This window comes from Kitasatospora sp. NPDC018058 (assembly GCF_044327205.1).
Lineage (GTDB): Bacteria > Actinomycetota > Actinomycetes > Streptomycetales > Streptomycetaceae > Kitasatospora.
The window spans coordinates 290,102-313,438 of the sequence record NZ_JBIRFA010000005.1 but is presented as its reverse complement, the minus strand read 5'-3'; the positions used below and the strand labels follow the sequence as shown (position 1 = coordinate 313,438).

Here is a 23,337-nt window from a genome sequence, read left to right as displayed (position 1 = left end):
ACTTTCGTGTGGTTCGTGGAGCTCGTGGTTCATGGAGCTCGTGGAACTCGTGGTTCGTGGGTTCGTGGGTTCGTGGAAGGGAAGCGGATGAGGGCCTTCGGGCGGCGGGTTCGGGCGGCGGCCGCGGTGCTGGTGGTCGGGCTGCTGGCGGTCTCGGCGGGTGGGTGCAGCGCGGGGAGGTCCGGTCCGGACGGGTCCGCGGGTTCGAGCGGGGTGTCCGGGCAGGCCTCGTCCGACTCGACGGGCTCCGGCGCGGCCGCCGTCACCCCGTTGGAGCCGCTGCCCGCCGCCGTCCCGGCCGCGCTCGCGTCGTACTACGCGCAGCGGCCGGTCTGGCAGCCCTGCGACGGCGGGTTCGAGTGCACCACCTTCCGGGTGCCGATGGACTACGACCGCCCGGGGGACGGCGACCTCACCCTCTCGGCGGCCCGGGCGGCGGCCGTACCCGCTGAAGCCGCCTCGGATGCCGACGCCCGGCTGGGCTCCCTGCTGCTCAATCCGGGCGGGCCCGGCGGCTCGGCGATCGAGTACCTGGAGGCCGTCGCCCGGACCTACGACCGCTCGGTGCGCACCCGGTACGACCTGGTCGGTCTCGACCCGCGCGGGGTCGGCCGCAGCAACCCCGTCAGCTGCCTGAACGGCGAGCGGATGGACGCCTTCACCGCCGTCGACCTCGACCCCGGCGACCAGCGGGCGATCGACGCGCTGGTCGCCGCCGACAAGGAGTTCGCCGAGGGCTGCCACCGGCAGGCCGGGGCCGCGCTCGGCCACCTCAGCACCGTCGAGGCGGCCCGCGACATGGACGTGCTGCGCGCCCTGCTCGGCGACGACCGGCTGAACTACGTCGGCAAGTCCTACGGCACCTTCCTCGGCGCCACCTACGCCGGGCTCTTCCCGAGCCGGGTCGGACGGGTGGTGCTGGACGGCGCGATGGATCCGGCACTCGACTCGGTCGCCGACAACCGCACCCAGGCCAGCGGCTTCGAGACCGCCTGGGCCGCCTTCGCCGGAGACTGCGCCGAGCGCGAGGACTGCCCGCTGGGCCGAACCGAGCAGCAGGTCGGCGAGCAGCTCACCACCCTGCTCACGGCCGTCCACGACCAGCCGCTGCCGAGCACCGACAACGGGCGTCGGCTCACCGGCTCCCAGGCGACCACCGGGGTCATCCAGTCGATGTACGCCGACTTCCTCTGGCCCAAGCTGCGCAGCGCGCTCTCCGACGCCAAGGCGGGCGACGGCACCGGGCTGCTCAAGCTCTCCGACGCCTACTACGGGCGCGAGGCGGACGGCTCGTACCCCAACCTGATGTTCGCCAACACGGCGGTGAACTGCCTCGACCTGCCCGCCCCGTTCCGCTCGCCGGAGGACGTCCAGCGGGCGGTGCCCGACTTCGAGCGGGCCTCGCCGCACTTCGGGCGCGACATGGCCTGGATGGCGCTGACCTGCGCCTACTGGCCGGTCCAGGCCACTGGCGCGGCGCACACCATCCGGGCCGCCGGCGCCGCCCCGATCGTCGTCGTCGGCACCACCCGCGACCCGGCCACCCCGTACGACTGGGCCCGCTCCCTGGCCGGGCAGCTGGAGTCCGGCCGCCTGCTCACCTACGACGGGGACGGCCACACCGCGTACGGGCGGCACAGCACCTGCGTGGACGGCGCGGTCAACCACTTCCTACTGACCGGGGAGGCGCCGGAACAGGGCAAGCGCTGCGACCGGTAGCCGGCTCACCTCACGCGGAGGAGACCGCCAGCTTCGCGGCGAAGCCCGCGAACAGCACGGCGACGCCGCTGGTCAGCGTCGCGGAGAGGCGCTTGCGGCGGCGGAAGGCGGTGGCCAGCGTGGTGCCGGTGAAGATCAGCAGCGAGAGGTAGAGCAGGCTGAAGGTCTGCAGGATCCCGCCGAGCAGGCCGAAGGAGAGCACGGGCTGCCCGTACGACGGGTCGACGAACTGGGTGAAGAACGAGAGCAGGAAGAGGATCGCCTTCGGGTTCAGCAGGCTGATCACCAGCGCCCGGCGGAACGGCCGCTCGACCGCCTCCGGCGCCGCCTCGGCCGCCGGGTCGGCCTCGGCCCGGCGCTCGCGCCACAGCTGCCGGGCGGCGCGGAGCATCCCGAAGCCGAGCCACAGCAGGTACGCGGCTCCGCCGAACTTGACCACGGCGAACACCGCCGGGTTGGCCTTCAGCAGCGAGGCGGCACCCAGCGAGGTCAGGCTGATCAGCGTGAGGTCGCCGACGAACACGCCCGCCGCGGCCCGGTAGCCGGTCCGGATGCCCTTCCGGGCGGCGACCGACAGCACGTACAGCGAGTTGGGGCCGGGCAGCAGGACGATGACGAGGGCGCCGAGGATGTAAGTCGCCAGGTTGTTGACGCCGAGCACGATGCGCTCCGGGGTGGGGAAGGGCGGCAGGGGGCGCTCATCGTAACGTCGTACCGGTGATCGATTGAAACGAAAACTATCCCCTCTTGCCCCCTATGTCCCGCCCCCGTCCAGGCCCCGCCCCGGCCTCGACCACCTCGGCTGCGGATCACCTGCGAACCTGTGTAGACTGGCCCGCGTTGCCGCCACACACGGCAACGGTGCCGCCTTAGCTCAGTTGGCCAGAGCAACGCACTCGTAATGCGTAGGTCGCGGGTTCGAATCCCGCAGGCGGCTCAGTGAAGGCCCAGGTCGCATAACCCGCGATCTGGGCCTTTTGTCGTTCCTCGACCTGTGGGCAGGCGTCGGTGACGCGCCACGGGCGCGCTTGCGTGAGCGCGGGTGTTGATCTCGGTTCGGCCCTCCCGCCGCTGGGCGACCCGCTCGGGCGTCCAGGCGAGACCATCCGTGCGGTCGCCGGGGCGGGCGTTGAGGGCAGGGGCGGCTTCTCCGGGGTGGCGCCTCACCTGCTCCGCGCTCGAGGAGGACCGGCTGGCAACCCGGCAGTCGCCCCTACCTGCATGGCTGAAACTATTTGCGCCTCAGGAAAGTAAATGCCACACTAGCAACGGGAAGCGGGGGCCGAGGAGGCCCCTTCGCACGGAACAGGGGGTAAGCCATGGATGCGCAGGAGGCACTCCGTATCGCTGGCGTCGCACGGCAGTCCGCGTCGGGCAGTCAGATGCCGGCGTGGGGGCCGAAAGTGATCGCGGGCTTGTTCGCCGCCGGATTCATGGGAGTTGGAGCCGCGCTTCTCCCGCAGGTGCCGCGGGCGTTGGGCTGGGCGCTGCTCATGGTCGCGCTTGTGTCGTGGCTCGTGATGGCACCCATGGCGTTTCGCCGCTGGGGCGGGGTTCTTCCGCAGCTCACCGATCGCAGCAAGGTCCAGCGCTGGACGGACGTGGCGCCGACCTTGGTGGCTGGACTGGTTGCCGTTGTGGTCTGGGCGACCGCCGGGCTTGCCTGGATGCTCATCGTCAGCGGGGTCACCATGGGCGCGGCGGAGTGGTACCGACTGACTAGGCGAAGCCAGTGAACCTCGCATCGGGCGGAGGCCTGGACGCGTCGTTCCAGCACCCCACGAGACTGGCTGTCGTGGCCTTTCTCTCCGGCTGCGCGGAGGCCGACTTCCGAACGGTCCGCGAGCAGTGCCAGCTATCGGACTCGGCCCTGAGCAGGCTGGCAACCGCGCTGGAAGCCGAGAACCACGTCAAGATCCGGAAGGGCTACTTCGGGCGCCGGCCACGTACCTGGCTGTCCCTGACCCCCTCCGGGCGGGAGAGTCTGGCGGCTCACCTGGCCGCTCTGCAGGAGATCGCTGAGCGCAATGCCCGCAACGCGGCGGCCCTCGACCAGTAGCGCCGCCAACACAAAAGCACCGGTGGGTGCCCATCTTCACCATGGGCACCCACCGGCTTGTGGCCGTTCGTACGGTCACGTAGTGGCTGTCAGCAGCCCCAGTCGGCGGTGAAGCCGATGCTGGCGGCGCTGACGGCGCTCGCCACGCCGCCGCAGGGGCCGCTGGAGGTGGTGACGGTGAGCGGCGAGGTGGCCGGGGCGTCGGAGGTGGCCGCGGCGCCGAACTCCTCGGCGGTGGTGTAAGCGGTGTAGCCCTGGATGAGCTGGTCAGCGGTGTTCATCTGCGCTCCTTCTGGTTCAGTGGGCGGAGTTGGTCAGCAGCCCAGGACGTGCGTGGCGGTGACCGCGCCGAGGGAGGCGGCAGCGCCCTGCACCGCGCTCCAGGCCAGACCGGCGCACTCCGGCGAGGAGGCGGTGGCGATCGACGGGGTGGTGGCCGGGGCGCCCGAGGTGGCCGCGGCGCCGAACTCCTCGGCGGTGGTGTAAGCGGTGTAGCCCTGGATGAGCTGGTCAGCGGTGTTCATCTGTAGCCTCTGATCTGAGTCATGGAGCCGGGTGTTTTCCCGCTCTCGGAAGTAGTTGATCACTTTCGCCGACCGCGCGGGAGCTGAAAGTAACCCCGACTCTTGCTCGGAAGACGGCTCTGACCTGGGGATTTACAGGGAAGACCGCAACCAATACGGACAGGCGGGCGGCGATCAGGGGGCAGTGCCCCTCCTGCGGCGGCGCGGGCATGACGTCGCCGGGAGCGGGTGCGGCGCACGCAGAACGGCACGGTATGGGGGAGCGGCAGGCAACATTGCCTGCCGCTCCCCCATACCGTGCCGTTCTGAGGCCGGCGGCCCGTGCACCGGGCCCCGAGCGTCATTCAGTTGTCGTGCGTTCCTTGAAGCCCGTGAAGGGCCTCCCAGATCGCGAGCTCGGCATCGGCCTCGGCCAGCGCCTCGCGCAGTTCGCTGATCTCCACTGTGAGCTGGCGTTCGATCAGTCCGTCGAACGGTGTGCTCTCGCCGCCCGTACGCAGCCCGTGTAACCCCGCGTGGACGAAGCTGTGGCACCAGTCGATGACCTGTTCCTCTTGGGCCCGGAGTCGGCTTGCCGTCCGCTCGACCGTCTCGTGTCCCGCAAGGATGCGGAGCACGGCTTTCGCTTTGTCGGCCGACGGATGGCCCGAGTTGGTCTCTGCCATCGTCGTTAGACGAATCCCAGCACCGGGACCGCAGGTGATCCGAGGTTGCGGGCGGGGCTCAGGGGATCGATGGAGGCGTTGAGGAACCCCTCGGCCACCACGTCCTCGCTGGACCGACCGTCGTTGCGCAGAGCGTGGTGGACCAGGCACTCCGCGAGGACGCCGGTACGGTGCTCCCCGAAGCTCAGGCCGCGTCGGCCCGGGCGTGGGTCATCCGGTTCCCACGCGACGCCGACGCCCGGAGCCACCGGGTGCAGAAGGGGCGATGTCGTCGGTCCGAGGCCGGGCATGCCCTGGACGGCTTGTGCGACGCCCAGTGCGGCGTGCCACGCCTGTGGCCCGAGGTACACCACGAGCGCGTCCTGCCGTGGATAGAGGTCCCGGTTCGAGGAGATCTTGGCCCGATAGGGCAACCGCTGGTCCTCCAGGTGCCCGAGCACGGCAGCCCAGAGTGCGGGCGCCGGGTCCGGGGCGGTGAGGTGGATGTAGACGCGTAGGAGCAGTTGGTCCGAACGGCCGGTGCCGTGGCTGCCGTCGGTGAGGAAGAAGCCCGGCGACAGCGCCGGGCGTGCCGCCGGCAGGGTGAGGGTCGCGAGCGCGGGTCGTTCCTGGGGCAGCGGCGTGTCCTGGTCGGCTTCGCTGAGCAGCACGCGCAGGCCATTGAGCTCCGCCACGAAGCTCCCGTCGGCGGCACTCGGGTGAACGAGTGCCCTGGTACGCGTGGAGCGGTGTGGCATCGCATCCGCGAGTCGCTGGTCGAGGGCGCGGTCCCGTAGCGTCCGCGGACGCGAGGACATGACCGGCTCACGTCCGGTGTGGATGACCTGATAGAGCGTGGCGCTCAGTTTCTGCGTGAGTACCCCGGCGTTCGGCGCCTCGATCGTGGTCTCGCCCACGGTCGCCTTCAGTCCGTCCGGCGCCACTGTCACAACTTCGAGCGCCTGCGCCAGCGCGGGGGCTATGACGGGGGAAATCATGGGCAGTTGGCTCCATCCAGGCCGAGGACGCCGGTGAACCCGGCAGGGGAAAGAAGGATGTTCCGGCCGATGCCCGCGCCGGCGCGGTCAGCGGCCGACAGCCGAGCAGCGCCCGCCGCGGCCGCCAGCATGCGGTCGAGCATGTGCCAGCCGGCGTAGCCGACCGCGCGAGTCGCGAACCGGTCGTCCAGCGAGTCGGATTCGGCTCGGTACGCGGACCAGAACTCGGCCATCTTCGGGCGCAGTCGTTCGAGTTCGGCCACACCGTGGGCGACGATCTCCTCGTGCGCGGCCTTGCGGCCGAAGTCCTCGGAGTCGAGCGCGACGGACTTCGGGATGCCTTGAACGGCCCGGTAGAGCCACTCCCCGATGAATCCGCCGACGTCCCGCGCCGGGTCTCCGAGCCGGAACTCCTCCCAGTCCGTGAGGTACATGTCCTCGTCCAGCAGGAGGAACTGGTCGAGCCGCAGGTCGCCGTGAATCGGGCTGCGGGGGGCCGCGTGTTCCATGTTCCGCAGCTGTCCCAGTGCGTTCAGAAGCGGCTCGTCCGACTGCAGGAGACGCCAGAACTCCAGTTCCGCGAAGCCGCTGTTGGCGAAGACGCCGTACGGTAGTGCGCGCAGACTGCCCAGCGGCGGAAGCGGGTGGGCCGTGTCGTCGAGCTCGATGTCGTCGGTGGGCAACCGGTGCAGCGCCGCGACGGCCCGGCCGGCGCGGCGGCACAGCTCGTCGGTGAAGAGGTCATCCGCTGCCAGCTCTGCACCGGACCGCGCGTCCGCCAGCCAGGTGAAGGCAATGAGATGGTTCTCGGAGTCCGTTCCGAGGATCTCCGGCGCCCTGAGTTCAGCGCTCGTGTGCCGCCCGGCGAGCTGATCGAATTGCGTCAGGCGGGAAAACCGGGCTGCCACGTCATCCGGCTTGCCGCCCAGTCGCTTGACGAAAACTGCCGCCTGTCCTGTAGTTATTCCAGCCCAGTTCTCGTTCCTGCCCGAGTAAGCCGTGACGGTCTCCGGGTCGAAATGTCCCAGGTCGATCGATGAGATCAGTCGGTTGACCTCTGGCGCATTCTCAAGGGCAGCTGGCGTCAATCGCAGGCGGGTCGGCTCGGTCTCCTCGCCGCCCTGTTCCTTGATGGTCATGCGCCGAGATCGTAGTCGTCAGACGGTCCGAAGCCATCGGAAAAGTATCGGGATACTTTGGGTCGGATCAGCGTCCGCCGCTGCTCGCAGCCAGGCGTGTCAGGCCGCGGGCCCGAATCGATCCCGCATCGGGGCCGCAGCCCCAAAGAAACCTGAGGGCCGTTCTTTCTTTGTCGTATCGGTAGAGCCCTAGGGTGGGCGCATGTCGAATTCGCCGCCGCATATCTTCGTTCTGACCAATGGCTTGCGCGTGGCAGTCCAGCCTGTCTCCGGAAGGTCTGCCGTCGGAGTGGCCGTGCACTATGGCGTCGGATTCCGTTCGGAGCCGGTAGGCCGCTCGGGGTTCGCTCATCTCTTTGAACACATGATGTTTCAAGGTAGCGGACAGATCGCGCGCGGCGGGCATTACAAGATCTGCCAGCAGTCCGGGGGAACAGCCAATGGCTCTACCCATCAGGATTACACCGACTACTACCAGGTCGCCCCGTCGGCGGCTCTGGAGCGCATGCTCTTCCTGGAAGCCGACCGTATGCGCTCACTTCGTATCACCCATGAAAGCTTGCGGACCCAGGTCGCGGTGGTCCAGGAGGAAATCCGCCTCAACGTCCTCAACAAGCCCTATGGCGGGTTCCCCTGGACCGTCCTGCCGAGTGTGCTGTACGGCTCCTTCGCCAACGGGCACAACGGGTACGGCGACCTGGCCGACATCGCCCGCGCCACCGTGACCGAGTGCGAGGAGTTCTTCGCAGCTCACTACGTTCCCGCCAACGCGGTCCTGACGGTCTGCGGAGACGTCGACCCCCAAAGGGTGTTCGAAGCCGCCGAGCGCTACTTCGCCGGTATTCCCGCCGGGGCGCGGGCCCCGGGCCCGGACCTGCGCGAACCGTACCCGGCCGGTCGGCCGAAGGCGGTCCACAGGGACGCCCACGCGCCGTTGCCCGCCACGGCCTTCGGCTACCGCATGCCCGATCCGGCCGGACACTTGACGCAGTACGTCGCTCACATGGCGCTGTGCCAGATTCTGACCGGTAGCCGGACCGCCCGTCTCAAGAAGAGGTTGATCCACCGGGCCGCCCCACTCGCCACCGACGTCAGCTCCGGCTGCGGTCTGTTCGGCCCGCTTCAGGCCCGCGATCCCGACACCTTCCTGGTGGTGGCCACACATCCCGCAGACCCGGGTACGGACCGGATCACGGAGGAGCTCGACGGTGAGCTCGCCGCCCTCGCCGCTGACGGCCCCACGACGGGCGAACTGGCCCGGGCGGTGGCGGTGAGCGTTTCGGCGACCCATCGCAACCGCGACTCCCTCCTCGCTCTCACCCGCCAGACGGGTGCCTGCGCCCTGCTGTTCGACCGGCCCGAGTTGCCGGGGGAACTGCCGGGTCTGCTGGCTTCCCTCACCGTGGGCGACATCGCTGCCGCAGCGGCCTCGCTGACCTCCGACGCGCGCGCGATCGTCGCCCTGACCCCCTCCGGAAGGCACGCATGACCGCCATCGGGTTGCCTCCGCTCGGCCCTGCGCCGAGGCCGGCACTGCCCCCACTGACCGATGTCACGCTGCCGTCGGGCCTGCGCGTCCTCACGGCCCGCTGCCCATCCGTTCCGATGGTGGAGCTGCGCGTCGCGGTACCGCTACCGGTCGGCTCGGCGCACGAAGCCGCCGTTGCCGAAGTCCTGGTGGCCAGCCTGATGCACGGGTATCCGGGCCTCGACCACAGCGGCATCGCGGACCGGCTGGAGCGTTCGGGCAGCACTCTGGACGTAGGGCGCACCCGCTGGCTCATGCTGGCCGGGTCCTGCCCCGCGGGTGCCCTCGGTGACCTGGCCGATCTGATCGGCTCCCTGCTGGCCGGCGCCGGTCACTCCGAGGACGCCGTCCAGTACGAGCGTCGGCGTGCGCAGCAGAAGGTCGGGCTGGCCGGAGCGCAACCCCAGACGGTGGCTGCGGCGGCCTTGGTGCAGCACGCTTTCGGTGACGTTCCCGCCCTGGCCCCGCTCCCATCGGTCTCCGACATCGGCCGGGTGACGGCCGGGGACGTCCGTGCCCTGCACAGCCGTGTGATCCGCCCTGCGGGGGCCTACGTCGTCGTCGTCGGGGACATCGACCCGGACGCGGCCGCCGTGACGGTGGCCCGGGCCACGGCCGGCTGGGAATCCGGCCCGGCTGTCGCCCCGCCGGCCCCGCCCCGGCCGCTGCCCGCCGGGTCGCTGCGGCTGGTGGACCGGCCTGGTGCAGTGCAGTCCCAGATCCGGCTCCTGGCGCCTGGCATTCACCGCGACGACCCCCGCTTCCCCGCGCTGTCCATGACCAACGTGGTCTTCGGCGGGTACTTCTCGTCCCGTCTGGTGATGTCCTTGCGCGAGGAACTCGGCCTCGCCTATCGCGTGGACTCCTCATTCCGCGACTACCTGGACCAGGTGGTGATCGCCGTGGAGGCCGACACCGCCACTGAGGCGACCGCTGCGGCCCTGGCGCAGATCCGGGACCAGATGCGGCAACTGGTGCAGCGCCCTGTGACCGGACGGGAACTCGACGCGGCTCGTCACTACATGGCGGGGATGTCAGTGCTGGTTACGGCCTCGCAGGGCGGACTGGCCGGAAGCCTGTTGTCATCACTGGTCCTCAGCCGGGACCCGATGCGAATGGTCACCTTTCCGTCTCTGTTGGAGGGCCTGAGCGTGGACGAACTCCAGCAGGCGGCAGCCGAGTTCTATCGCCCCGAGGCGTTCTGCGGAGTCGTGGTCGGCGACCGGTCCGCACTCACTGACGACCTGAAGGGAATCGTTGATGACGTCGTCGTTGCCTGAACAGCCCCCAACCGCCACACCTGAGCCAGCCGTTGTGCTCAGTGGCCTGCGCATGCGCTACGGACAGCGCGACGTCGTGCACGGCCTCGACCTCACCATCGAGCGCGGCGAGATCTTCGCCCTGCTGGGACCGAACGGAGCCGGGAAGACCACGACGATCGAGATCCTCGAAGGGCTGCGCCTGCGGTCGGCCGGCCGGGTATCGGTGCTCGGCACCGATCCCGCCGGCGCGGACGACGCCTGGCGGTCCCGGATCGGCATCGTGGTGCAGTCCTGGCGGGACCACCCGAAGTGGCGGGTCGGAGAACTGGTCAGGCACCTCGCGCGCTACTACCCGGACCCGATCGATCCGCAGGAGCTGCTGGACCTGGTGGGCCTGGCTGACCAGGCCCACCAGGAAGTACAGAAACTCTCCGGCGGCCAGCGCCGTCGACTGGACGTGGCGCTGGGCATCCTCGGCCGTCCCGAGCTGCTCTTCCTGGACGAACCGACCACCGGCTTCGACCCTGAAGCGCGGCTCGCCTTCCACGAGTTGGCGCAACGGCTGAACCGGGACCACGGCATGACGATCCTGCTGACCACGCACGACCTGGCCGAGGCGGAGAAGCTCGCCACGCGTACCGGGATCCTGCTCGGCGGCCGGTTGGTGGCCTGCGGCACGACCGAGGAACTGGCCAAGGCGGTGAGCACGACGACCGAGGTCCGCTGGACCGGGCCCGACGGTACCGCGCACCGGGTCCACGTACCGGATCCCTCGAAGTTCGTCTACGACCTCCATCGGACGGCCGACGGCCCCATTCCCGATCTGGAGGTCCGCCGCCCGTCGCTGGAAGAGACCTACCTGCGCCTGATCCACTTGGAGGACCCGCTGTGAGCATCCGCCCGGCAGTGGCCAACGGCCTGCACCGCGGGCTGATCGAGCTGCACCAGACCGTGCGCAGCGCCCGCGAGTACCTGCCGCACGTCCTGAACGTCGCACTGTTCGCTGCGGTTGCCGCCTGGCGTGGCGGCACCGTCGAAGGAACCGAAACGCCTGCCTCGACCATGGTTCTCGTCGGTGAGGTCGCCACTGTGATCGTCTCCAGCGCATGGACGACGCTGCCGCAGATCATGGCGACCGAGCGGCAGGACGGCACCCTGCTCAGACTGCGGAGCGTGCCGTTCGCGACGACTGCGTACGTGGTCAGCAAGACCCTGTACACCGCTGTCATCGCGATCGCCAGCGCGCTGGTGCTCCTGCTGGTGGGTGCAGGCGTCAACGGCGCGGGCCTGCCGCACTCGGCCGACGGCTGGATCACCCTTGCGTGGGTGCTGCTCCTGGGGCTCGTCGCAGTGGTGCCGATCGGCACTGCCATCGGTGCTTCGTTGCCCAACGCCCGTGCCGCGATGGCGCTGCTCGTGCTGCCGGTCTACGCGCTGATGGCGGTGTCCGGTGTCTTCTTCCCGGTCACCGGTATGCCGCGATGGCTTCAGTTGACCGCCGAGGTCTTTCCGCTGAAGTGGCTCGCCCAGGGGCTCCGTTCGGCGACCATGCCGGACACCGCACTGGTCGCTGAAACCGGTCACAGCTGGCAGCACTGGCAGACCGCGACGGTGCTCACCGCCTGGGCGGTCGCAGGCTTCGTCATCGCTCCGGCCGTGCTTCGCCGCACCAGCCGCCGGGTGTCCGGTACCCGCATTACGGCCACCCGTCAGCCGTCCGACTCATCTGTGCAGGAGATCTCCCGGTGACCCTTGTCAGCCCGCTCGTCCGGCCTGCGGAGACGAGCCTCATCTATCCGCTCCAGCCCGCCAACATCGGCGAAATCGTGCCGGTTGCGCGGCTTCTGCAAGCGCGCGGCCGTGGCCGGCTGTGGCTCGGTCAGAGCATGGGCATCGATACCCATCAGCTGTTCGCGGGCCTGACCGGTATGGGGCTGCGGATCCCGTTCGGAACCAGCGTGGTCCTCTCCCCGCTGCGTCATCCCTTGGACGCGGCGCTCCAGGCCCGCTCCGTGGCGGCACTGTCAGGCGCACCCTATGTCGCCGGGATCGGCCCGGGTGGCGCTGAATTCCAGCGCTTGCTCAGGCGCGAGGCGTACCCGAAGCCGGTAAGCGCTGTCGCCGAGTACCTCGCGGTCATGCGCGGCCTGCTGGCCGGCGAGCGGGTCGATCAGGACGGCGACCACTTCAGCACGCACACGGCCCTCACCCCGTTGCCCAGCCCACCGGTCGAGCTCGGACTCGGAGTGTTGCGACCGCCGATGGCCCGGGCGGCCGGCCGGGCGGCTGACGTGGCGATCACTTGGCTCACCCCTGCCCCCTACCTGAGGGATGTCCTGGTGCCCAGCCTCGCTGCGGCGGCCGAGTCGGCCACCCGCCCGACCCCGCGGGTCGCCACCGTGGTGCATGTCGCGGTGGCCCGGCCTGGTCGTGACATCGGGCGCACCGCCTACCATGCCGCATCCGCGCACCTGCGCCTGCCGCACTACACGGACATGCTGCGGCAGGCGGGAGTCGCCGCCGATCCCGGCCACCCGGAGGACGGCGCGAAGGCTCTGATCGACAACGGGGTCTTCGTCGCCGGCACGCCAGAGGAGATCGCCGACGGTCTGGACCAGTACCGACGCGCAGGTGTCGACGAGGTGGTCCTCAATGTCTGTGGTGTGACCCGTTCCGAGGGCCTGGGCGCGGGACTGCGCGACCTGACCGAGATCCTGGAGGCCGTTGATGACCGCCGCCCGTAACGGGGCTGACCCCGCCGCTGGGACGGGCGACCGCCCACCGTTCTTTGGAGCACGCAGGCTCGTATACATGGGGACCGGCGCACTGGGCGTGATGTTCATGCCCATGTGGGCGCACTGGTTCAAGGCGTCCTACCCGGAGCTGGAGCTGAAGACCGTGCTCACCCGCTCGGCACAGCAGTTCGTAGGCCCTGCGGCGGTGCAGGCCCTGGGTCGGGAACCCCTGCTGTTCGACGCCTGGCCGAGTGACGGCGTGGCCAACGCCACGCATGTCGAGATCGCCGAGTGGGCCGACACCGTACTGGTGCACCCGGCGACCTTTCACTTCACCTCGCGTCTCGCCTTGGGCCTGGCCGACACCCCGCTGCTGCTTGCCCTGCAGTGCACCCGGGCGCCGATCGCCGTCGCCCCGGCACTGCCACCCGGGGGGATCGGTTCACCTGTCCACCAGCGCAACATGGAGGCACTCGCCGCCCGGCCGAACGTGGTGGTGGTGCCGCCCGTGTCGGGCATGTCCGCCACCACCGGCCGAAACGACGCCTCGCCAGCGGCTCCGGTACCCCAGGCCGTTGCAGCCCTGGAGCGGCTTCGCGCGTCGCTGTGTCCGGGGGACCGGGGATGACCGAGCGCATCGTGCGGCAGTTCGAGACCGGCTATCAGCGGACGATCGTCACCACCGACGCTGAGGGAAACCACCGCTGGCGGCGCTGGCCCGGTCAAGACCGCACCTCGCCAGCGACTCGGCCGTCGCCCTCGGTCAGACGGTCGCTGGTCGGGCTTGACATCAGCGGCGTTCGTACGGCCCTCCCGATCGAGGGCCCGGCCAGCGGTGTCTTCTACCAGGTGCCGGGCACCCAGACGGCAGCCGGCCTCGCGCTGACCGCACCGGAGGGAGACGACCTGGACCGCCTGGCCACCGTGCTGACCTCCACCGCCAGGCTCATCCGGCGCATCCAGCTGGCCGCTCCAGCCGACGTCGTAGCGACGCCGCCCGCCGGACCGGCCCGCGCACTGGCCTGGATTCGCACCGGTCGTGGCCCTCGCGCAGCAGCGGATCTGCACCGGTTGCTGCAGCGCTCCATGGGCGACCGGCGTTGGAGGGAGGTCATGCGTTGGTGCGAAGACCTCACCACACCGGCACCGGAGGACCGACTGCTGCACGGCGCGGCCGGCCTGGGGCAGGTGGTCCTGGCCACCGGGTCGGCCACTGCAGCTCTCATGATCGGCGAGGACCTCGCCCGCGGTCCCGCCGACTTCGACGCCGGCTGGCTGCTGGGCGAGATCCTGGAGCTCAGGATGATCGCCAACGCCCAAGGCCGGCACCAGGTGTTCCCCAACGTGGCACGAGCGGCGTTCCTCGAGGGCCTCGGCCGCCTGGACGACCCGGACCGAGCCGGCCGAGCCGCCATCGTGCGGATGCTTGTCCACGCCCACGACTTCGCCGCCTATGTCGGCTGGCACCGTGAACTGCTGGTCCACGTCGATGTGTTGCCCTCCCTGATCGACGCCGGTGGAAGCGATGTCCTGACCTCCGCCTGGTGAAACGCCCACCTGACCGAACCTCAGAGAAATGAGCGTGACATGTTCCGACAGCGCGGTGGGACCCGCCTGATCGTGCTCCGAGACAGCACCGCGGCCGCAGCCGCCATCCGGACTGCTCTGGACTCCGCCGACCCTGTCGACATCCCTGGCCTGCGTCGTGCGCTGGAACTGATGGTGCTGGCCCAGGGAACCGACTCCGAGCTGCTCAAGGAGTGGACGCTCCACAGGCTGCGCGAGGCAGAAGTCGACCCGCAGGACGGCCTGGCAGCGGTCCGGGCGCTGCGGAAGGCCGAACCGGGACTGGACCTCAAGACTGCCGTGGACCTGGTGAAGGACGTCGCGAGCCGATGACTGACTTCGAACAGCAGAGCCGTCTGAGGATCCGGGTGGAGCTGCTGCGCGGTAACCGACTGCAGCTCGTCGCGGCCATGGCGCTGGCTCTGGGCTCAGCGGCCGCCTCGCTCGCGGTGCCGATCCTCGTGCAGCGGGCGGTTGCTGACTTCGGCGCCCACAGGTCCTGGATCTGGCCGATCACGTGGATGGTCGGTCTGGCCATGGCGGGTGCGCTGGCCTCGGCAGCAGCCGGCTACCTGCTGGGCCGGATGGGCGAGGCACTCATCCTTCGGCTGCGGGACCAGGCGACCCGCCACACACTCAGGTTGCCCCTCTCGGTGGTCCGGGCCGAGGGGCACGGGAACCTGGTAGCGCGCATCACCTCCGATGCGGTCGTGCTGCGATCGATAGTCGATGTGGGTGTGGTGCAACTGCCGCTCGCCGCCCTGACCACCATCGCCACCCTGGCGGTGATGGCCTGGTTGGACTGGGTCCTGACCCTGGTGACCATCGCCTCGTTCGCCGCCGCCGGTGCTGCCATTGCAGCCGTCGTGCTGCGCGTACGGCGCAACGTCATCGAGCAGCAATCGGCTTTGGGGGAACTCGCGCAGTACCTGACCGTCCTGTTGTCGTCACTGATGACGATCAAGGCGTACCAGGCCGAGGAGACCGCCGCTGAGCGTCATCTGGACCGCGCCAAAGACCTGATGGCCACGTCGCTGACCGGGGTCAGGCTGCAGTCGCTGATCTCGCCGGTCCTGGGCCTGGGGCAGCAGGTCGCCCTGGTGAGCGTGATCATCGGCGGCGGCGCGCGGATCGCCGACGGCGCGCTGTCCGTTCCGGCCTTCGCCGCCTTCCTCCTCTTCCTCCTGCAGTTGGTCAGCCCAGTGACCATGCTGGCGACCGGAATCAGCCGGCTGCAGGCCGGACTCGCCGCCAAGAGCCGTTTCGAGACGTTGCTGGCCATGGAGACGGAGACCGACGGACCGGCTCCGGCCCGGACGGCGCCGACTCCCGCCGCTGCGGCGCCGAGCGTGGAGTTCGTCGGCGTGTCATTCGCCCACGACGGTGTCCCTGTGCTCGAAAACCTGTCGTTCACTGCCGCCCGCCGAGGGCTCACCGCACTCGTGGGACCGTCAGGCGCAGGTAAGTCCACGACGTTGTCGCTCATCGAGCGCTTCCTGCAACCGGATGCCGGGGCCATCAGGGTACTCGGTCATGACGCGAGCACCTGGCCCGTCTCCGCACTGCGCAGTCGCATCGCCTTTGTCGATCAAGCATTCACGCTGCTGGAGGGGACGGTTCGGGAAAATCTACTGATCGGTCATTCCGACCTGGTGCCGGACGACCGGATTTTCGCCGCTTTGGAATCCGTCGGATTGGAGGAGGACATCCGACGACTCCCGTCCGGGCTGGACACGGTGATCGGCCGCGTCAACGACCTGTCAGGCGGGCAGAGGCAACGGCTCGCCCTCGCCCGCGCGCTGCTCTCGGATGCCGAACTCGTCATCCTGGATGAGCCGACGTCCCAGCTGGACAGCATCAACGAGAAGAGGCTGCGAGAAATAGTTGAAGATCTCGCCCGCAGCCGCGCGGTAATCGTGGTGGCTCACCGCTTGTCGACCATTCGGAACTCTGGCCAGGTCATCCTGATCGACAGGGGCAGAAGCGTTGACTCCGGGACGCATGATGAACTCATGGAGCGGTGCCCGGCCTACCGCGATCTGGTGGAGAGTCAGCAGGTCCGGGAGCACTATCCGGCGTAGCGGAAAGTTCCCGATTTGAGCAATATTTGAGGTTGCCCACGTCCGCAAAGCGGGTGACAAGGGTGCGCGTGAATATATCGTGAAGCAATCTTGCCCAGGGCGGAATGGTGCGGTGCCCCCTCTTTCAAGCATGGCGCTGAGTATCGGCGCGGGGTCTGGTTTGGGCGCAAATGGTCAAGATGTCTCGCAACTGAGGGTAGCCGCAGGCTTGATTGCGCCGAATGGTTGCAATTGGTACCCGGAGATGCCTTGGTGTTATTCTGCAAGTGTACGCGGGGGTTTGGACGGAATAATCCCAAATCTGGCGATACCATGCAATCAAAATAAGGTGCAATCCTGTGGTTCATCCGGGGGGATGAAATGCGATATACCTTACTTTTTTCATGCTTCGGCATTGCTTCGACGGCGGGGGAGTTGCGTTCGAAAAGGCGCTCCATTTTGTATTCCTTGGCAACCCCGACACTTGGGGGGTCGGGAATTGAAATCGACTGGGAAGATGGACCGGGAAGCATCCCCGTGTGTCGCTCGGCGATTTCTAAACAATCGAAGGAGCATCAATGCCGCGACCTCCAGTGATGCCCCCGGCCGAGAAGCTGGAAATCGTCCTGCGAATCATTTCTGGCGAAGTCTCCATCTCGCAGGCGGCGCGCCAGGCCAATGTCTCCGAGCAGTCCGTGGGGAACTGGAAGCGCCAGTTCATCGCGGCCGGCCGGCAGGGTCTCGATGGCGCGGAACGAAGAAACGCCGAGCGGGAGCGCCAGCTCCTCGCTGAAATAGCGGAACTAAAGGCCGCCCTTGGCGAGATTTATGTTCAGCTCAGGAGCAGGCGGCAGAGTGTGGACTATCGTACGGTCCCTTCTCAAGCCTTGAGGCGATACGGATCAGCGCCGGGCTCAGCGTCTCAAGGTTCTGCCGAATCCTCCAGGTACCCCGGCGGAAATACTCGTGGTGGCAGATGAGGCCCTGCGGTCTCACGGAGTCCGGCGGTGCGCTCGCGGATGAGCAGTCATCCTGAGCCACGAGCGTGGGGGGGGGGGGGGGGGGGGGCCGCCCCCCCCCCCCCTGGGGGGGGGGGGGGGGGGGGGGGGGGGGGGGGGGGGGGGGGGGGGGGGGGGGGGGGGCCCCCGCCCCGCCGGGGGGGGGGGGGGGGGCCGCCCCCCCCCCCCCCCCCCCCCCCCCCACGCCCATGCGCGGCTGGACAGGTCGCGGGTTCGAATCCCGCAGGCGGCTCAGTGAGTGGAAGGCCCGGTCAGATGTTCTGACCGGGCCTTTCGCGTCGGCTGGGGTGGGGTTGGGGAGCGGGTCGAGGGGGGCTCGAGGGGGTGTGGGCAGGCTGGGGGGATGGCGAGTGGGGTGTGGTGGGGGCGGGTCGGGCGGTTGTGGGGGCGGTTCGGGGCCGGGCTGGTGGCGCTCGGGCAGGCGCATGTGGCGGGGGCGGTGGCGGCGGCCGAGGGGTTGACGGAGCCGGGGCCGGGGCATCCGGAGCGGGTGGTGGGGGACGTCGGGATGTCGGCGGTGGAGCGGGGGCTCTGGAGTCAGCTGGCCGATCTGTCGGGTTACTGGTCGAGGTAGGCGAGGGCCGCGAGGACGCGGCGGATCGTGGCGAGGAACAGGGAGCCGTCGGTGACACGGTCCTTGGGCATGTCGTCGGCGTCGTTCCCGCGGGTCAGTGCCGGCGCAGGACGGTCCCGCCGTCGATGACCCAGAGGCCGGCCGGGACCGCGCCGCACTTGACGACCTCGGTGTGCATCTCGGGGTTCGTCCGCTCCCAGCCGACCCGGCGCTCGCCCTGCGCGTCGGCCGGGTAGAAGGTGACGCCGGCCTCGGGGTGCCGGCCGGGGTCGAAGGGCCGCGGCTCGCCGCCGAGCGGGGTGACCACGATCTGCGTGATGGGCCCGGTCACGGTGACGGCGCCGGCACCGTCGACGGTCAGGCAGTCGACGTCGAACTCGGCCCGGACGGTGCCGTCCTTCTCGAACACGTGCTGCACCACGACGTGCCCCCGGGCGCGGCCGTCGACCGTACGGGCGCTGACCTGCGCGGTGAGCCGCTCGCCGGGGTTGGGGCCGGGGCCCTTGTCGTTGAGCAGCGTCCAGCCGTGCAGGGCGAGGTGCTCGGCGGGCGCCGGGGCCGCCGAGGCGGTACCGGCCGTTCCGGCGGCGAGGGCCGTGATGGCGGTGGCGAGCGCGACGGCGGCGGTGGGCTTGCGCATGGTCGATCCTCTACGGGGAGAAGGGAGTCGGGCTGCTGCCCGGTTGTCTCCACGCTCCCAGCCGCCCCCCGGCGGGGCCTCCGCCGTACGAACGGACCGGCTCCCCCCGGCGGGGGAACCGGCCCTCCGCCGGGGGTCTCAGTCGGGGGTCTCAGTGGACGGCGTGCCGCACCGTGTCCAGGGTGGGGGCGGCCGCCCGGCGGCGATCCGCGGGTGTACGAGAAGCGGGGCGGTCCGCCCGGACCGCCCCGCCACCTCTGTCACGCTCCTGCGGACTACTCCTCGTCGCCGCCGAGGTCGCCGCCGAGGTCGCCGCCGTCCGGGGTTCCGCTGATCGCGTACCCCTGGCGGCGCGCCTCGTAGCAGGCCACCGTCGCGGCCGCCGAGACGTTCAGCGAGCCGACCCGGCCCAGCTGCGGCACGAACACCACCTGGTCGCAGAGCGCCAGCGCCTCCGGCGTGATCCCGCGGTCCTCGTGCCCGAGCACGAAGGCCACCGCCGGGGTCAGTTCGGCGGCGAACATCGGCACCGCCTCGTCCGCCAGTTCCAGTCCGACCACCTTGAAGCCGTCGGCCTTCGCCGCCGCCACCGCCTCGGCGACGGTCGGGAAGTGCTCGACCTTCAGGTACTTGTCGGTGCCCATCGCGGCCTTCTGCGCGCCGGACGAGCGCACCGACGGGGTGTCCCCGGTCAGGTACAGCTTCTCGGCGCCCATCGCCGCCCCGGTCCGGACCACCGAGCCGACGTTGAACGGCGACTGCAGGTTCTCCAGGATCATCGCGAGCCGGAACTCGTTGCTGCGCCGCCAGGAACGGTGCAGACGCTTCAGTTCGGTCCCGCGCAACTGCTTCACGACGTGGTACCCCGTCCACTCTCGGAGCCCTCGCCCGCATCCGGGCGGGGCCGTGCTTCCAGAATCCGGAACCCGTTGACCGACGTGACCCGGGTGGTCGGGTAGCCCTGCTCGTTGAGCCACTTCTGCAGCGAGTCCGAGCCCAGGTGCTTCTGCACCACGAGGAAAGCCGAGCCGTCCGGGGTCAGCCGGCCGAGCCAGTGCGTCAGCAGCCCGCGCAGCGCGGCCTTGCCGATCCGGATCGGCGGGTTGGAGTAGATGGTGGCGAAGCGGACGTCCTGCGGGACGTCGTCCGGCAGCGCGGCCTGGACGTTGCCCAGCCCCAGTGCCTCGGCGTTCAGCCGTACCAGTTCGAGCGCCCGCTCGTTGACGTCCACCGCCCACACCGGCAGCCGCTTGCGCCGGGTCGCCCAGGTCAGCGCGATCGGGCCGTAGCCGCAGCCGATGTCCAGGATCGGGCCGCGCGCCCGCGGCTGCGGGGCGTGCTCCAGCAGGATCCGGGTGCCGGGGTCGAGCCTGCCGCGGGAGAACACCCCGGTGTCGGTGGTCAGTTCCAGGGTGATGTCCGGGAGGGAGACCGTGATCGGCCGGCGTTCGCTGGCGACCTCGGGTGCACCGGTGAAGTAGTGCGAGCCGGACATGAACTTCCCGTCGTTCGTAAGGGCCGTCGTTCGCCAGGGCCGTCTGGAAAGGGCCTCGGGGCCGCCGGGTGGGCACGGGCGGGCGCGGGTGGGCCCTGGGTACGGCATCGATCGTACCTCCGGTGGCCTGCGGCGCGTTCCGCGCTGCCCTGCGGGGTCCTGCAGCCGCTACGGCGTGCCCGGGGTCTTGCGGGTGGCCACGTTGATCCGGCCCCATCTCTTGGGTCATTCCGCTATACGTTTCGCGGGTCAATTCCCCTCCGGTCAACACGCCGGAGCGGTCCCGGGACATCGCGTCCGGGCGCCGGGCGGCGGATACTGCCAGTACCGCCACCCGTGGGAGCCTCCGAACAGCGAGGACGGACGCCATGCCGCAGAATCACGAGGACTACCTGATCGACGAGGCCGTCGAGACCGTCGAGCCCGACGACGAAGCACCCACCGGCGACGAGTACGACGAGGTCGCCGAACGCCGGGCCCTCGGCGCCGACCCGGCCACCGACGTCGCGGACGCCGCCGAGCAGAGCCGGGTGGTCCAGCTCGACGAGGACGACTACCGCGAGTAGGAGCCGTCGGCCTACAGGGCCTTGCGGCGCTGCAGCCAGGTCATCGCCGCCCAGCCCGGTAGCACCGGCAGGATCAGCGTCAGCAGCCGGAACAGCACCACCGCCGCCGTCGCACCGCCCTTCTCCATCGACGCGGTCTGCTGCAGCAGCGTGGCCAGCGCCATGTCCACCGCGCCGGCCCCGCCCGGGGTCGGCGCGACGTTGCCCGCAGCGTTGCCCACCAGGAACACCACCGCCACCGAGGCGAAGGACGGCTCCCGGCCGATCGCCCGCACGCAGCAGTAGAGGCAGGCGATCAGGCAGAGCGACACCAGCAGCTGCCCGGTCACCCCCACCGCCAGCCGCCCCGGATTGCGCAGCAGGTCCAGCAGGCGCGGCAGCACCTCGGCGGTCAGCGGCCGCAGTCGCGCCGCCAGCCACCGCCGGGCCGACGGGATCGCCCCCACCACCGCCAGCAGCACCGCCGCCACCGCCAGCCCGCCCACCACGGCGGGCAGCGCGTCCAGCTCCGAACCGTCGGGCTGCAGGTCCAGCAGGTAGACGAAGGCCCCCAGCTGCAAGAGGTGCAGCACCAGCCCGAGCAACTGCCCCACCCCGACGCTGGACAGCGCCTGCGCGGTGGGAATGTTCGCCTGCTGCAGCAGCCGGGTGTTCAGCGCGATCCCGCCGACGCCCCCGGGCGACACCAGCTTCACGAACGCCCCGGCCAGCTGCGCCAGCACGGCGTTGCGGAAGTCCAGTTTCTCCGGCACGAACCCGACGAACCCCATCGCCGCCGCCACGTGGCTGAGCCCCGCCGCCACCAGCGCCAGCGCCAGCCACCACGGATCGGCGTCCGCCAGTACCGCGACCGGGTTGTCCTCCGCCGCGAAGAACTGCGGAATCAGCAGCCAGCCGGCCACCACCCCGCCCGCGACGCCCAGCAGGGTCCGCGGCCGCAACCGCTCCAACCGCACCGGCCGCCCCACCCCCTCGGGCCGCCCGCGCACCACCTCCGCCCGGATCTCCTCCAGCAGCCCGCCGGGTGCGGCTCCGTCGCTGTGTGGGCCCTGGGCGTGCTCGTCGGCGGCACGGGCGGCCGGGGTGGTGTCAGCGGTCCGCGCGGCGCCTGCCGCGCGGACTTCCACGGCCGTCCGGATCGCGGGCTGCGGATCGGCGTGCCCCTCGGCCTCGGCGTGCCCCTCGGCCTCGGCCGCCGCAGTGGCCGGGGTCGTCGCCGCCTCCCCGCCTTGCTCCGCAGCCTCGGGCGCGGCAGCCCCCTTCGCCTTCGCGTGCTGCTTGAGGGCCTGGCGGGTGGTGCGGGCGAGGGCGATGGGTTGGAGGAGGGGGAGGGCGGCGGCGATGGTGTCGGGGCCGAGGACGGTGGTGGCGGTGTGGACGGTGCGGGCGGCTCCGGTGCGGAGGGCGAGGGTGGTGAGGAGTTGGGCGATGTCGCAGCGCAGGACGAGTTCGCTGGCCGCGATGTCGCCGTCGGCGAAGTCGACCAGGTGGACGGCGCCGGTGTCGTCGACCAGCAGGGAGGTGGGGACCAGGGCGCGGTGGGCGATCTCGCGGCGCTGGAGGAGGACGAGTTGGCGCCAGGCGTCGGCGAGGAGGTCGTCGGTGATCTCCTCGTCGGGGAGCTGGTCCAGGGTCCGGCCGGCCAAGTGCTCGTATGCGATGAGGGCGGTGTCGTGGCCGAGGCCGGCGGTGGCGGCGATGCGGCGGGTGCGGACGCCGGCGGCCAGGGCCGCGTACGTGACCAGGGACTCGTGTTCCAGCCCGGTGCGCGGGGAGCGCAGGGCCCGCGGGTGCGGGGCGGTGCGCAGCCGCAGGCGGCGCCAGGCGCGCTGGAGGGCGGCGGCGGTGACGGCCTGGCGGTCGAGGAGCTGGATGTCGAGCTCAGGCCACCCCTCGGCCTGCCGGACCCGGTAGCGGTCCGGCCCCGCGGGGAGCGCCTCGACCGGCCGCTGCCCGCTGTCCCGCAGGGCCCGCAGCACCTCGCCGGGCCGGGGCCGCGGGTCCGGGGTGCCGACGGCGTACAGGGTGCCGTGGGCGCCGGTCCAGCCGATGAGCAGGCCGAGCAGCAACGCGGTGGGGGTGGCGTAGCCGGCGGCCAGTCCGGCGAGGCCGGAGAGCGCGAGGACGGCCCAGGGCAGGCGCCGTTCGCGGCTGCCGGAGGCGGTCATGAAGGCGAGGACGGGCGCGAGGTAGCCGTAGACCGGCTCGGTGTGCGCGAGTACGTCGGCGGGCAGCCGCTGGGTGAGCGCGGCGATCAGGGAGGCCGGGGCGAGGTCGTCGGCCCACAGGTCGAGGGCGAGGGTGGCGCCGTACGCGAGGACGGCGGCGAGCAGCCCGTCGGAGACCTGTTGGAGGGCGCGCCGCCGGTCCGGGCCGAGCAGTCGGCGGACGGCGAGTCCGACCGGCACCAGCAGGACGGCGGCGGTGGTGAGTCCGCCCGCGAGGTCGGCCAGCGGCCGCGGCACCAGTGCGGCGGCCTCGGCGACGTCGGCGGCGATGCCCCCGGTGGTGGCGCGGGCGTAGTCGGCGAGCAGCAGGGTGAGGGCGATCCCGAGCAATCCGACGAGGAGTCGGAACAGGGCGACGGGCTGCCGGATCCGGCCGGTGTCGGTGAGCGGCCGCATCCTGGGCCTTCGGTCTCCGGGCCGCCGGTCGTCGGGCTGTCGACTTCCGGGCTCGCGGGCTCCGGGTTGCCTGGGTATGCCCCCGCCCGTATGCGACTGCCCGGTGGGTGGGACACCGCCGCCCCCGCCGGTGCCGCCGTTCGTCCTCCCCGTCACGATCGCCACGAGTGGCATGCTCCCATGCC

25 protein-coding genes and 1 tRNA gene are annotated in these 23,337 nt (G+C 70.6%); 16 read left to right on the top strand and 10 right to left on the bottom strand.

What is annotated here, in order from left to right:
* Positions 1 to 87: 87 nt before the first annotated feature.
* On the top strand, positions 88 to 1,719 hold the full coding sequence (locus ACH4E7_RS09890) for an alpha/beta hydrolase (RefSeq protein WP_396248486.1): 1,632 nt from the start codon (positions 88 to 90) through the stop codon (positions 1,717 to 1,719).
* Positions 1,720 to 1,729: 10 nt separating this feature from the next.
* Here ACH4E7_RS09890 and leuE read toward each other — a convergent pair whose 3' ends face one another.
* Positions 1,730 to 2,380, bottom strand: coding sequence for a leucine efflux protein LeuE (gene leuE / locus ACH4E7_RS09885; RefSeq protein ID WP_396248485.1), 651 nt, complete (start codon positions 2,378 to 2,380; stop codon positions 1,730 to 1,732).
* Between the two features lie 202 nt (positions 2,381 to 2,582).
* Between leuE and ACH4E7_RS09880 the strand changes: the two genes are divergently transcribed.
* From ACH4E7_RS09880 to ACH4E7_RS09870, 3 genes are all read left to right on the top strand, one after another.
* Positions 2,583 to 2,656 (top strand) — tRNA-Thr (locus tag ACH4E7_RS09880).
* Positions 2,657 to 3,038: 382 nt separating this feature from the next.
* Entirely contained in the window at positions 3,039 to 3,455 is a 417-nt protein-coding gene (locus tag ACH4E7_RS09875; protein ID WP_396248484.1) for a hypothetical protein, read from the top strand.
* Between the two features lie 59 nt (positions 3,456 to 3,514).
* On the top strand, positions 3,515 to 3,778 hold the full coding sequence (locus ACH4E7_RS09870) for a transcriptional regulator (protein WP_396248483.1): 264 nt from the start codon (positions 3,515 to 3,517) through the stop codon (positions 3,776 to 3,778).
* A gap of 89 nt (positions 3,779 to 3,867) precedes the next feature.
* Here the strand turns inward: ACH4E7_RS09870 and ACH4E7_RS09865 are convergent, their stop codons facing one another.
* The 5 genes from ACH4E7_RS09865 to lxmK all read right to left on the bottom strand — a co-directional run bounded on the left by ACH4E7_RS09865 (position 3,868) and on the right by lxmK (position 7,083).
* Positions 3,868 to 4,059, bottom strand: coding sequence for an LxmA leader domain family RiPP (locus ACH4E7_RS09865; protein ID WP_396248482.1), 192 nt, complete (start codon positions 4,057 to 4,059; stop codon positions 3,868 to 3,870).
* Positions 4,060 to 4,092: 33 nt separating this feature from the next.
* Positions 4,093 to 4,302 carry an LxmA leader domain family RiPP gene (locus tag ACH4E7_RS09860; RefSeq protein WP_396248481.1) on the bottom strand — a complete coding sequence of 70 codons (210 nt, stop codon included), beginning with the start codon at positions 4,300 to 4,302 and terminating at the stop codon, positions 4,093 to 4,095.
* 344 nt (positions 4,303 to 4,646) lie between these two features.
* Positions 4,647 to 4,967 carry a helix-turn-helix domain-containing protein gene (locus ACH4E7_RS09855; protein WP_396248480.1) on the bottom strand — a complete coding sequence of 107 codons (321 nt, stop codon included), beginning with the start codon at positions 4,965 to 4,967 and terminating at the stop codon, positions 4,647 to 4,649.
* Between the two features lie 5 nt (positions 4,968 to 4,972).
* Complete coding sequence (locus ACH4E7_RS09850; RefSeq protein ID WP_396248479.1) at positions 4,973 to 5,944, bottom strand: T3SS effector HopA1 family protein; 972 nt, start codon at positions 5,942 to 5,944, stop codon at positions 4,973 to 4,975.
* Positions 5,941 to 7,083 (bottom strand): class V lanthionine synthetase subunit LxmK, encoded by a 1,143-nt coding sequence (lxmK, locus tag ACH4E7_RS09845; RefSeq protein ID WP_396248478.1) that lies wholly within the window; start codon positions 7,081 to 7,083, stop codon positions 5,941 to 5,943. The genes ACH4E7_RS09850 and lxmK overlap by 4 nt, the downstream gene beginning before the upstream one ends.
* A gap of 202 nt (positions 7,084 to 7,285) precedes the next feature.
* Here lxmK and ACH4E7_RS09840 point away from each other — a divergent pair, with 202 nt between their 5' ends.
* From ACH4E7_RS09840 to ACH4E7_RS09790, 11 genes are all read left to right on the top strand, one after another.
* Positions 7,286 to 8,572 (top strand): M16 family metallopeptidase, encoded by a 1,287-nt coding sequence (locus ACH4E7_RS09840; protein WP_396248477.1) that lies wholly within the window; start codon positions 7,286 to 7,288, stop codon positions 8,570 to 8,572.
* 116 nt (positions 8,573 to 8,688) lie between these two features.
* Complete coding sequence (locus tag ACH4E7_RS09835; protein WP_396248476.1) at positions 8,689 to 9,891, top strand: M16 family metallopeptidase; 1,203 nt, start codon at positions 8,689 to 8,691, stop codon at positions 9,889 to 9,891.
* Between the two features lie 52 nt (positions 9,892 to 9,943).
* Complete coding sequence (locus ACH4E7_RS09830; protein ID WP_396248475.1) at positions 9,944 to 10,765, top strand: ABC transporter ATP-binding protein; 822 nt, start codon at positions 9,944 to 9,946, stop codon at positions 10,763 to 10,765.
* Complete coding sequence (locus tag ACH4E7_RS09825; protein ID WP_396248474.1) at positions 10,762 to 11,622, top strand: ABC transporter permease; 861 nt, start codon at positions 10,762 to 10,764, stop codon at positions 11,620 to 11,622. The genes ACH4E7_RS09830 and ACH4E7_RS09825 overlap by 4 nt, the downstream gene beginning before the upstream one ends.
* Positions 11,619 to 12,617 (top strand): LLM class flavin-dependent oxidoreductase, encoded by a 999-nt coding sequence (locus ACH4E7_RS09820; protein ID WP_396248473.1) that lies wholly within the window; start codon positions 11,619 to 11,621, stop codon positions 12,615 to 12,617. The genes ACH4E7_RS09825 and ACH4E7_RS09820 overlap by 4 nt, the downstream gene beginning before the upstream one ends.
* 67 nt (positions 12,618 to 12,684) lie before the next feature.
* The gene (locus ACH4E7_RS09815) at positions 12,685 to 13,236 is read left to right on the top strand and encodes a flavoprotein (RefSeq protein ID WP_396248472.1); all 552 of its coding nucleotides are present in this window, start codon (positions 12,685 to 12,687) and stop codon (positions 13,234 to 13,236) included.
* Positions 13,233 to 14,156: a hypothetical protein gene (locus ACH4E7_RS09810; RefSeq protein ID WP_396248471.1), complete on the top strand. Its 924-nt coding sequence runs from the start codon at positions 13,233 to 13,235 to the stop codon at positions 14,154 to 14,156. Before ACH4E7_RS09815 ends, ACH4E7_RS09810 begins: the two co-directional genes overlap by 4 nt.
* A gap of 39 nt (positions 14,157 to 14,195) precedes the next feature.
* The gene (locus ACH4E7_RS09805) at positions 14,196 to 14,507 is read left to right on the top strand and encodes a hypothetical protein (protein ID WP_396248470.1); all 312 of its coding nucleotides are present in this window, start codon (positions 14,196 to 14,198) and stop codon (positions 14,505 to 14,507) included.
* Positions 14,504 to 16,255, top strand: coding sequence for an ABC transporter ATP-binding protein (locus tag ACH4E7_RS09800; RefSeq protein ID WP_396248469.1), 1,752 nt, complete (start codon positions 14,504 to 14,506; stop codon positions 16,253 to 16,255). The genes ACH4E7_RS09805 and ACH4E7_RS09800 overlap by 4 nt, the downstream gene beginning before the upstream one ends.
* A gap of 557 nt (positions 16,256 to 16,812) precedes the next feature.
* Entirely contained in the window at positions 16,813 to 17,214 is a 402-nt protein-coding gene (locus ACH4E7_RS09795) for a transposase (protein ID WP_396248468.1), read from the top strand.
* Between the two features lie 382 nt (positions 17,215 to 17,596).
* A complete protein-coding gene (locus ACH4E7_RS09790) occupies positions 17,597 to 17,827 on the top strand; it encodes a DUF6059 family protein (RefSeq protein ID WP_396248467.1) in 231 nt (76 codons plus the stop codon).
* Between the two features lie 94 nt (positions 17,828 to 17,921).
* Here ACH4E7_RS09790 and ACH4E7_RS09785 read toward each other — a convergent pair whose 3' ends face one another.
* The 3 genes from ACH4E7_RS09785 to ACH4E7_RS09775 form a co-directional block, all read right to left on the bottom strand.
* Complete coding sequence (locus ACH4E7_RS09785; RefSeq protein ID WP_396248466.1) at positions 17,922 to 18,467, bottom strand: hypothetical protein; 546 nt, start codon at positions 18,465 to 18,467, stop codon at positions 17,922 to 17,924.
* Between the two features lie 275 nt (positions 18,468 to 18,742).
* On the bottom strand, positions 18,743 to 19,321 hold the full coding sequence (locus ACH4E7_RS09780; RefSeq protein WP_396248465.1) for a TrmH family RNA methyltransferase: 579 nt from the start codon (positions 19,319 to 19,321) through the stop codon (positions 18,743 to 18,745).
* Positions 19,318 to 19,962, bottom strand: coding sequence for a class I SAM-dependent methyltransferase (locus ACH4E7_RS09775; protein ID WP_396248464.1), 645 nt, complete (start codon positions 19,960 to 19,962; stop codon positions 19,318 to 19,320). Before ACH4E7_RS09775 ends, ACH4E7_RS09780 begins: the two co-directional genes overlap by 4 nt.
* 368 nt (positions 19,963 to 20,330) lie before the next feature.
* Here ACH4E7_RS09775 and ACH4E7_RS09770 point away from each other — a divergent pair, with 368 nt between their 5' ends.
* Complete coding sequence (locus ACH4E7_RS09770; protein WP_355672201.1) at positions 20,331 to 20,528, top strand: hypothetical protein; 198 nt, start codon at positions 20,331 to 20,333, stop codon at positions 20,526 to 20,528.
* Between the two features lie 11 nt (positions 20,529 to 20,539).
* On the opposite strand, the gene ACH4E7_RS09765 is transcribed toward ACH4E7_RS09770, so the two are convergent.
* Positions 20,540 to 23,152, bottom strand: a complete 2,613-nt coding sequence (locus ACH4E7_RS09765; protein WP_396248463.1) for a lysylphosphatidylglycerol synthase domain-containing protein — start codon at positions 23,150 to 23,152, stop codon at positions 20,540 to 20,542.
* Between the last annotated feature and the right edge of the window lie 185 nt (positions 23,153 to 23,337).

Bases quoted from the DNA above. Each gene is read 5' to 3' on its own strand.
- ACH4E7_RS09795 (WP_396248468.1), top strand. From the start codon at position 16,813: ATGCCGCGACCTCCAGTGATGCCCCCGGCCGAGAAGCTGGAAATCGTC.
- ACH4E7_RS09860 (WP_396248481.1), bottom strand. From the start codon at position 4,302: ATGAACACCGCTGACCAGCTCATCCAGGGCTACACCGCTTACACCACC.
- ACH4E7_RS09790 (WP_396248467.1), top strand. From the start codon at position 17,597: ATGGCGAGTGGGGTGTGGTGGGGGCGGGTCGGGCGGTTGTGGGGGCGG.
- ACH4E7_RS09805 (WP_396248470.1), top strand. From the start codon at position 14,196: ATGTTCCGACAGCGCGGTGGGACCCGCCTGATCGTGCTCCGAGACAGC.
- ACH4E7_RS09785 (WP_396248466.1), bottom strand. From the start codon at position 18,467: ATGCGCAAGCCCACCGCCGCCGTCGCGCTCGCCACCGCCATCACGGCC.
- ACH4E7_RS09855 (WP_396248480.1), bottom strand. From the start codon at position 4,967: ATGGCAGAGACCAACTCGGGCCATCCGTCGGCCGACAAAGCGAAAGCC.
- ACH4E7_RS09765 (WP_396248463.1), bottom strand. From the start codon at position 23,152: ATGCGGCCGCTCACCGACACCGGCCGGATCCGGCAGCCCGTCGCCCTG.
- ACH4E7_RS09815 (WP_396248472.1), top strand. From the start codon at position 12,685: ATGGGGACCGGCGCACTGGGCGTGATGTTCATGCCCATGTGGGCGCAC.
- ACH4E7_RS09800 (WP_396248469.1), top strand. From the start codon at position 14,504: ATGACTGACTTCGAACAGCAGAGCCGTCTGAGGATCCGGGTGGAGCTG.
- ACH4E7_RS09835 (WP_396248476.1), top strand. From the start codon at position 8,689: ATGGTGGAGCTGCGCGTCGCGGTACCGCTACCGGTCGGCTCGGCGCAC.
- ACH4E7_RS09875 (WP_396248484.1), top strand. From the start codon at position 3,039: ATGGATGCGCAGGAGGCACTCCGTATCGCTGGCGTCGCACGGCAGTCC.
- lxmK (WP_396248478.1), bottom strand. From the start codon at position 7,083: ATGACCATCAAGGAACAGGGCGGCGAGGAGACCGAGCCGACCCGCCTG.
- ACH4E7_RS09775 (WP_396248464.1), bottom strand. From the start codon at position 19,962: ATGTCCGGCTCGCACTACTTCACCGGTGCACCCGAGGTCGCCAGCGAA.
- ACH4E7_RS09865 (WP_396248482.1), bottom strand. From the start codon at position 4,059: ATGAACACCGCTGACCAGCTCATCCAGGGCTACACCGCTTACACCACC.
- ACH4E7_RS09770 (WP_355672201.1), top strand. From the start codon at position 20,331: ATGCCGCAGAATCACGAGGACTACCTGATCGACGAGGCCGTCGAGACC.
- ACH4E7_RS09830 (WP_396248475.1), top strand. From the start codon at position 9,944: ATGCGCTACGGACAGCGCGACGTCGTGCACGGCCTCGACCTCACCATC.
- ACH4E7_RS09850 (WP_396248479.1), bottom strand. From the start codon at position 5,944: ATGATTTCCCCCGTCATAGCCCCCGCGCTGGCGCAGGCGCTCGAAGTT.
- ACH4E7_RS09890 (WP_396248486.1), top strand. From the start codon at position 88: ATGAGGGCCTTCGGGCGGCGGGTTCGGGCGGCGGCCGCGGTGCTGGTG.
- ACH4E7_RS09840 (WP_396248477.1), top strand. From the start codon at position 7,286: ATGTCGAATTCGCCGCCGCATATCTTCGTTCTGACCAATGGCTTGCGC.
- ACH4E7_RS09810 (WP_396248471.1), top strand. From the start codon at position 13,233: ATGACCGAGCGCATCGTGCGGCAGTTCGAGACCGGCTATCAGCGGACG.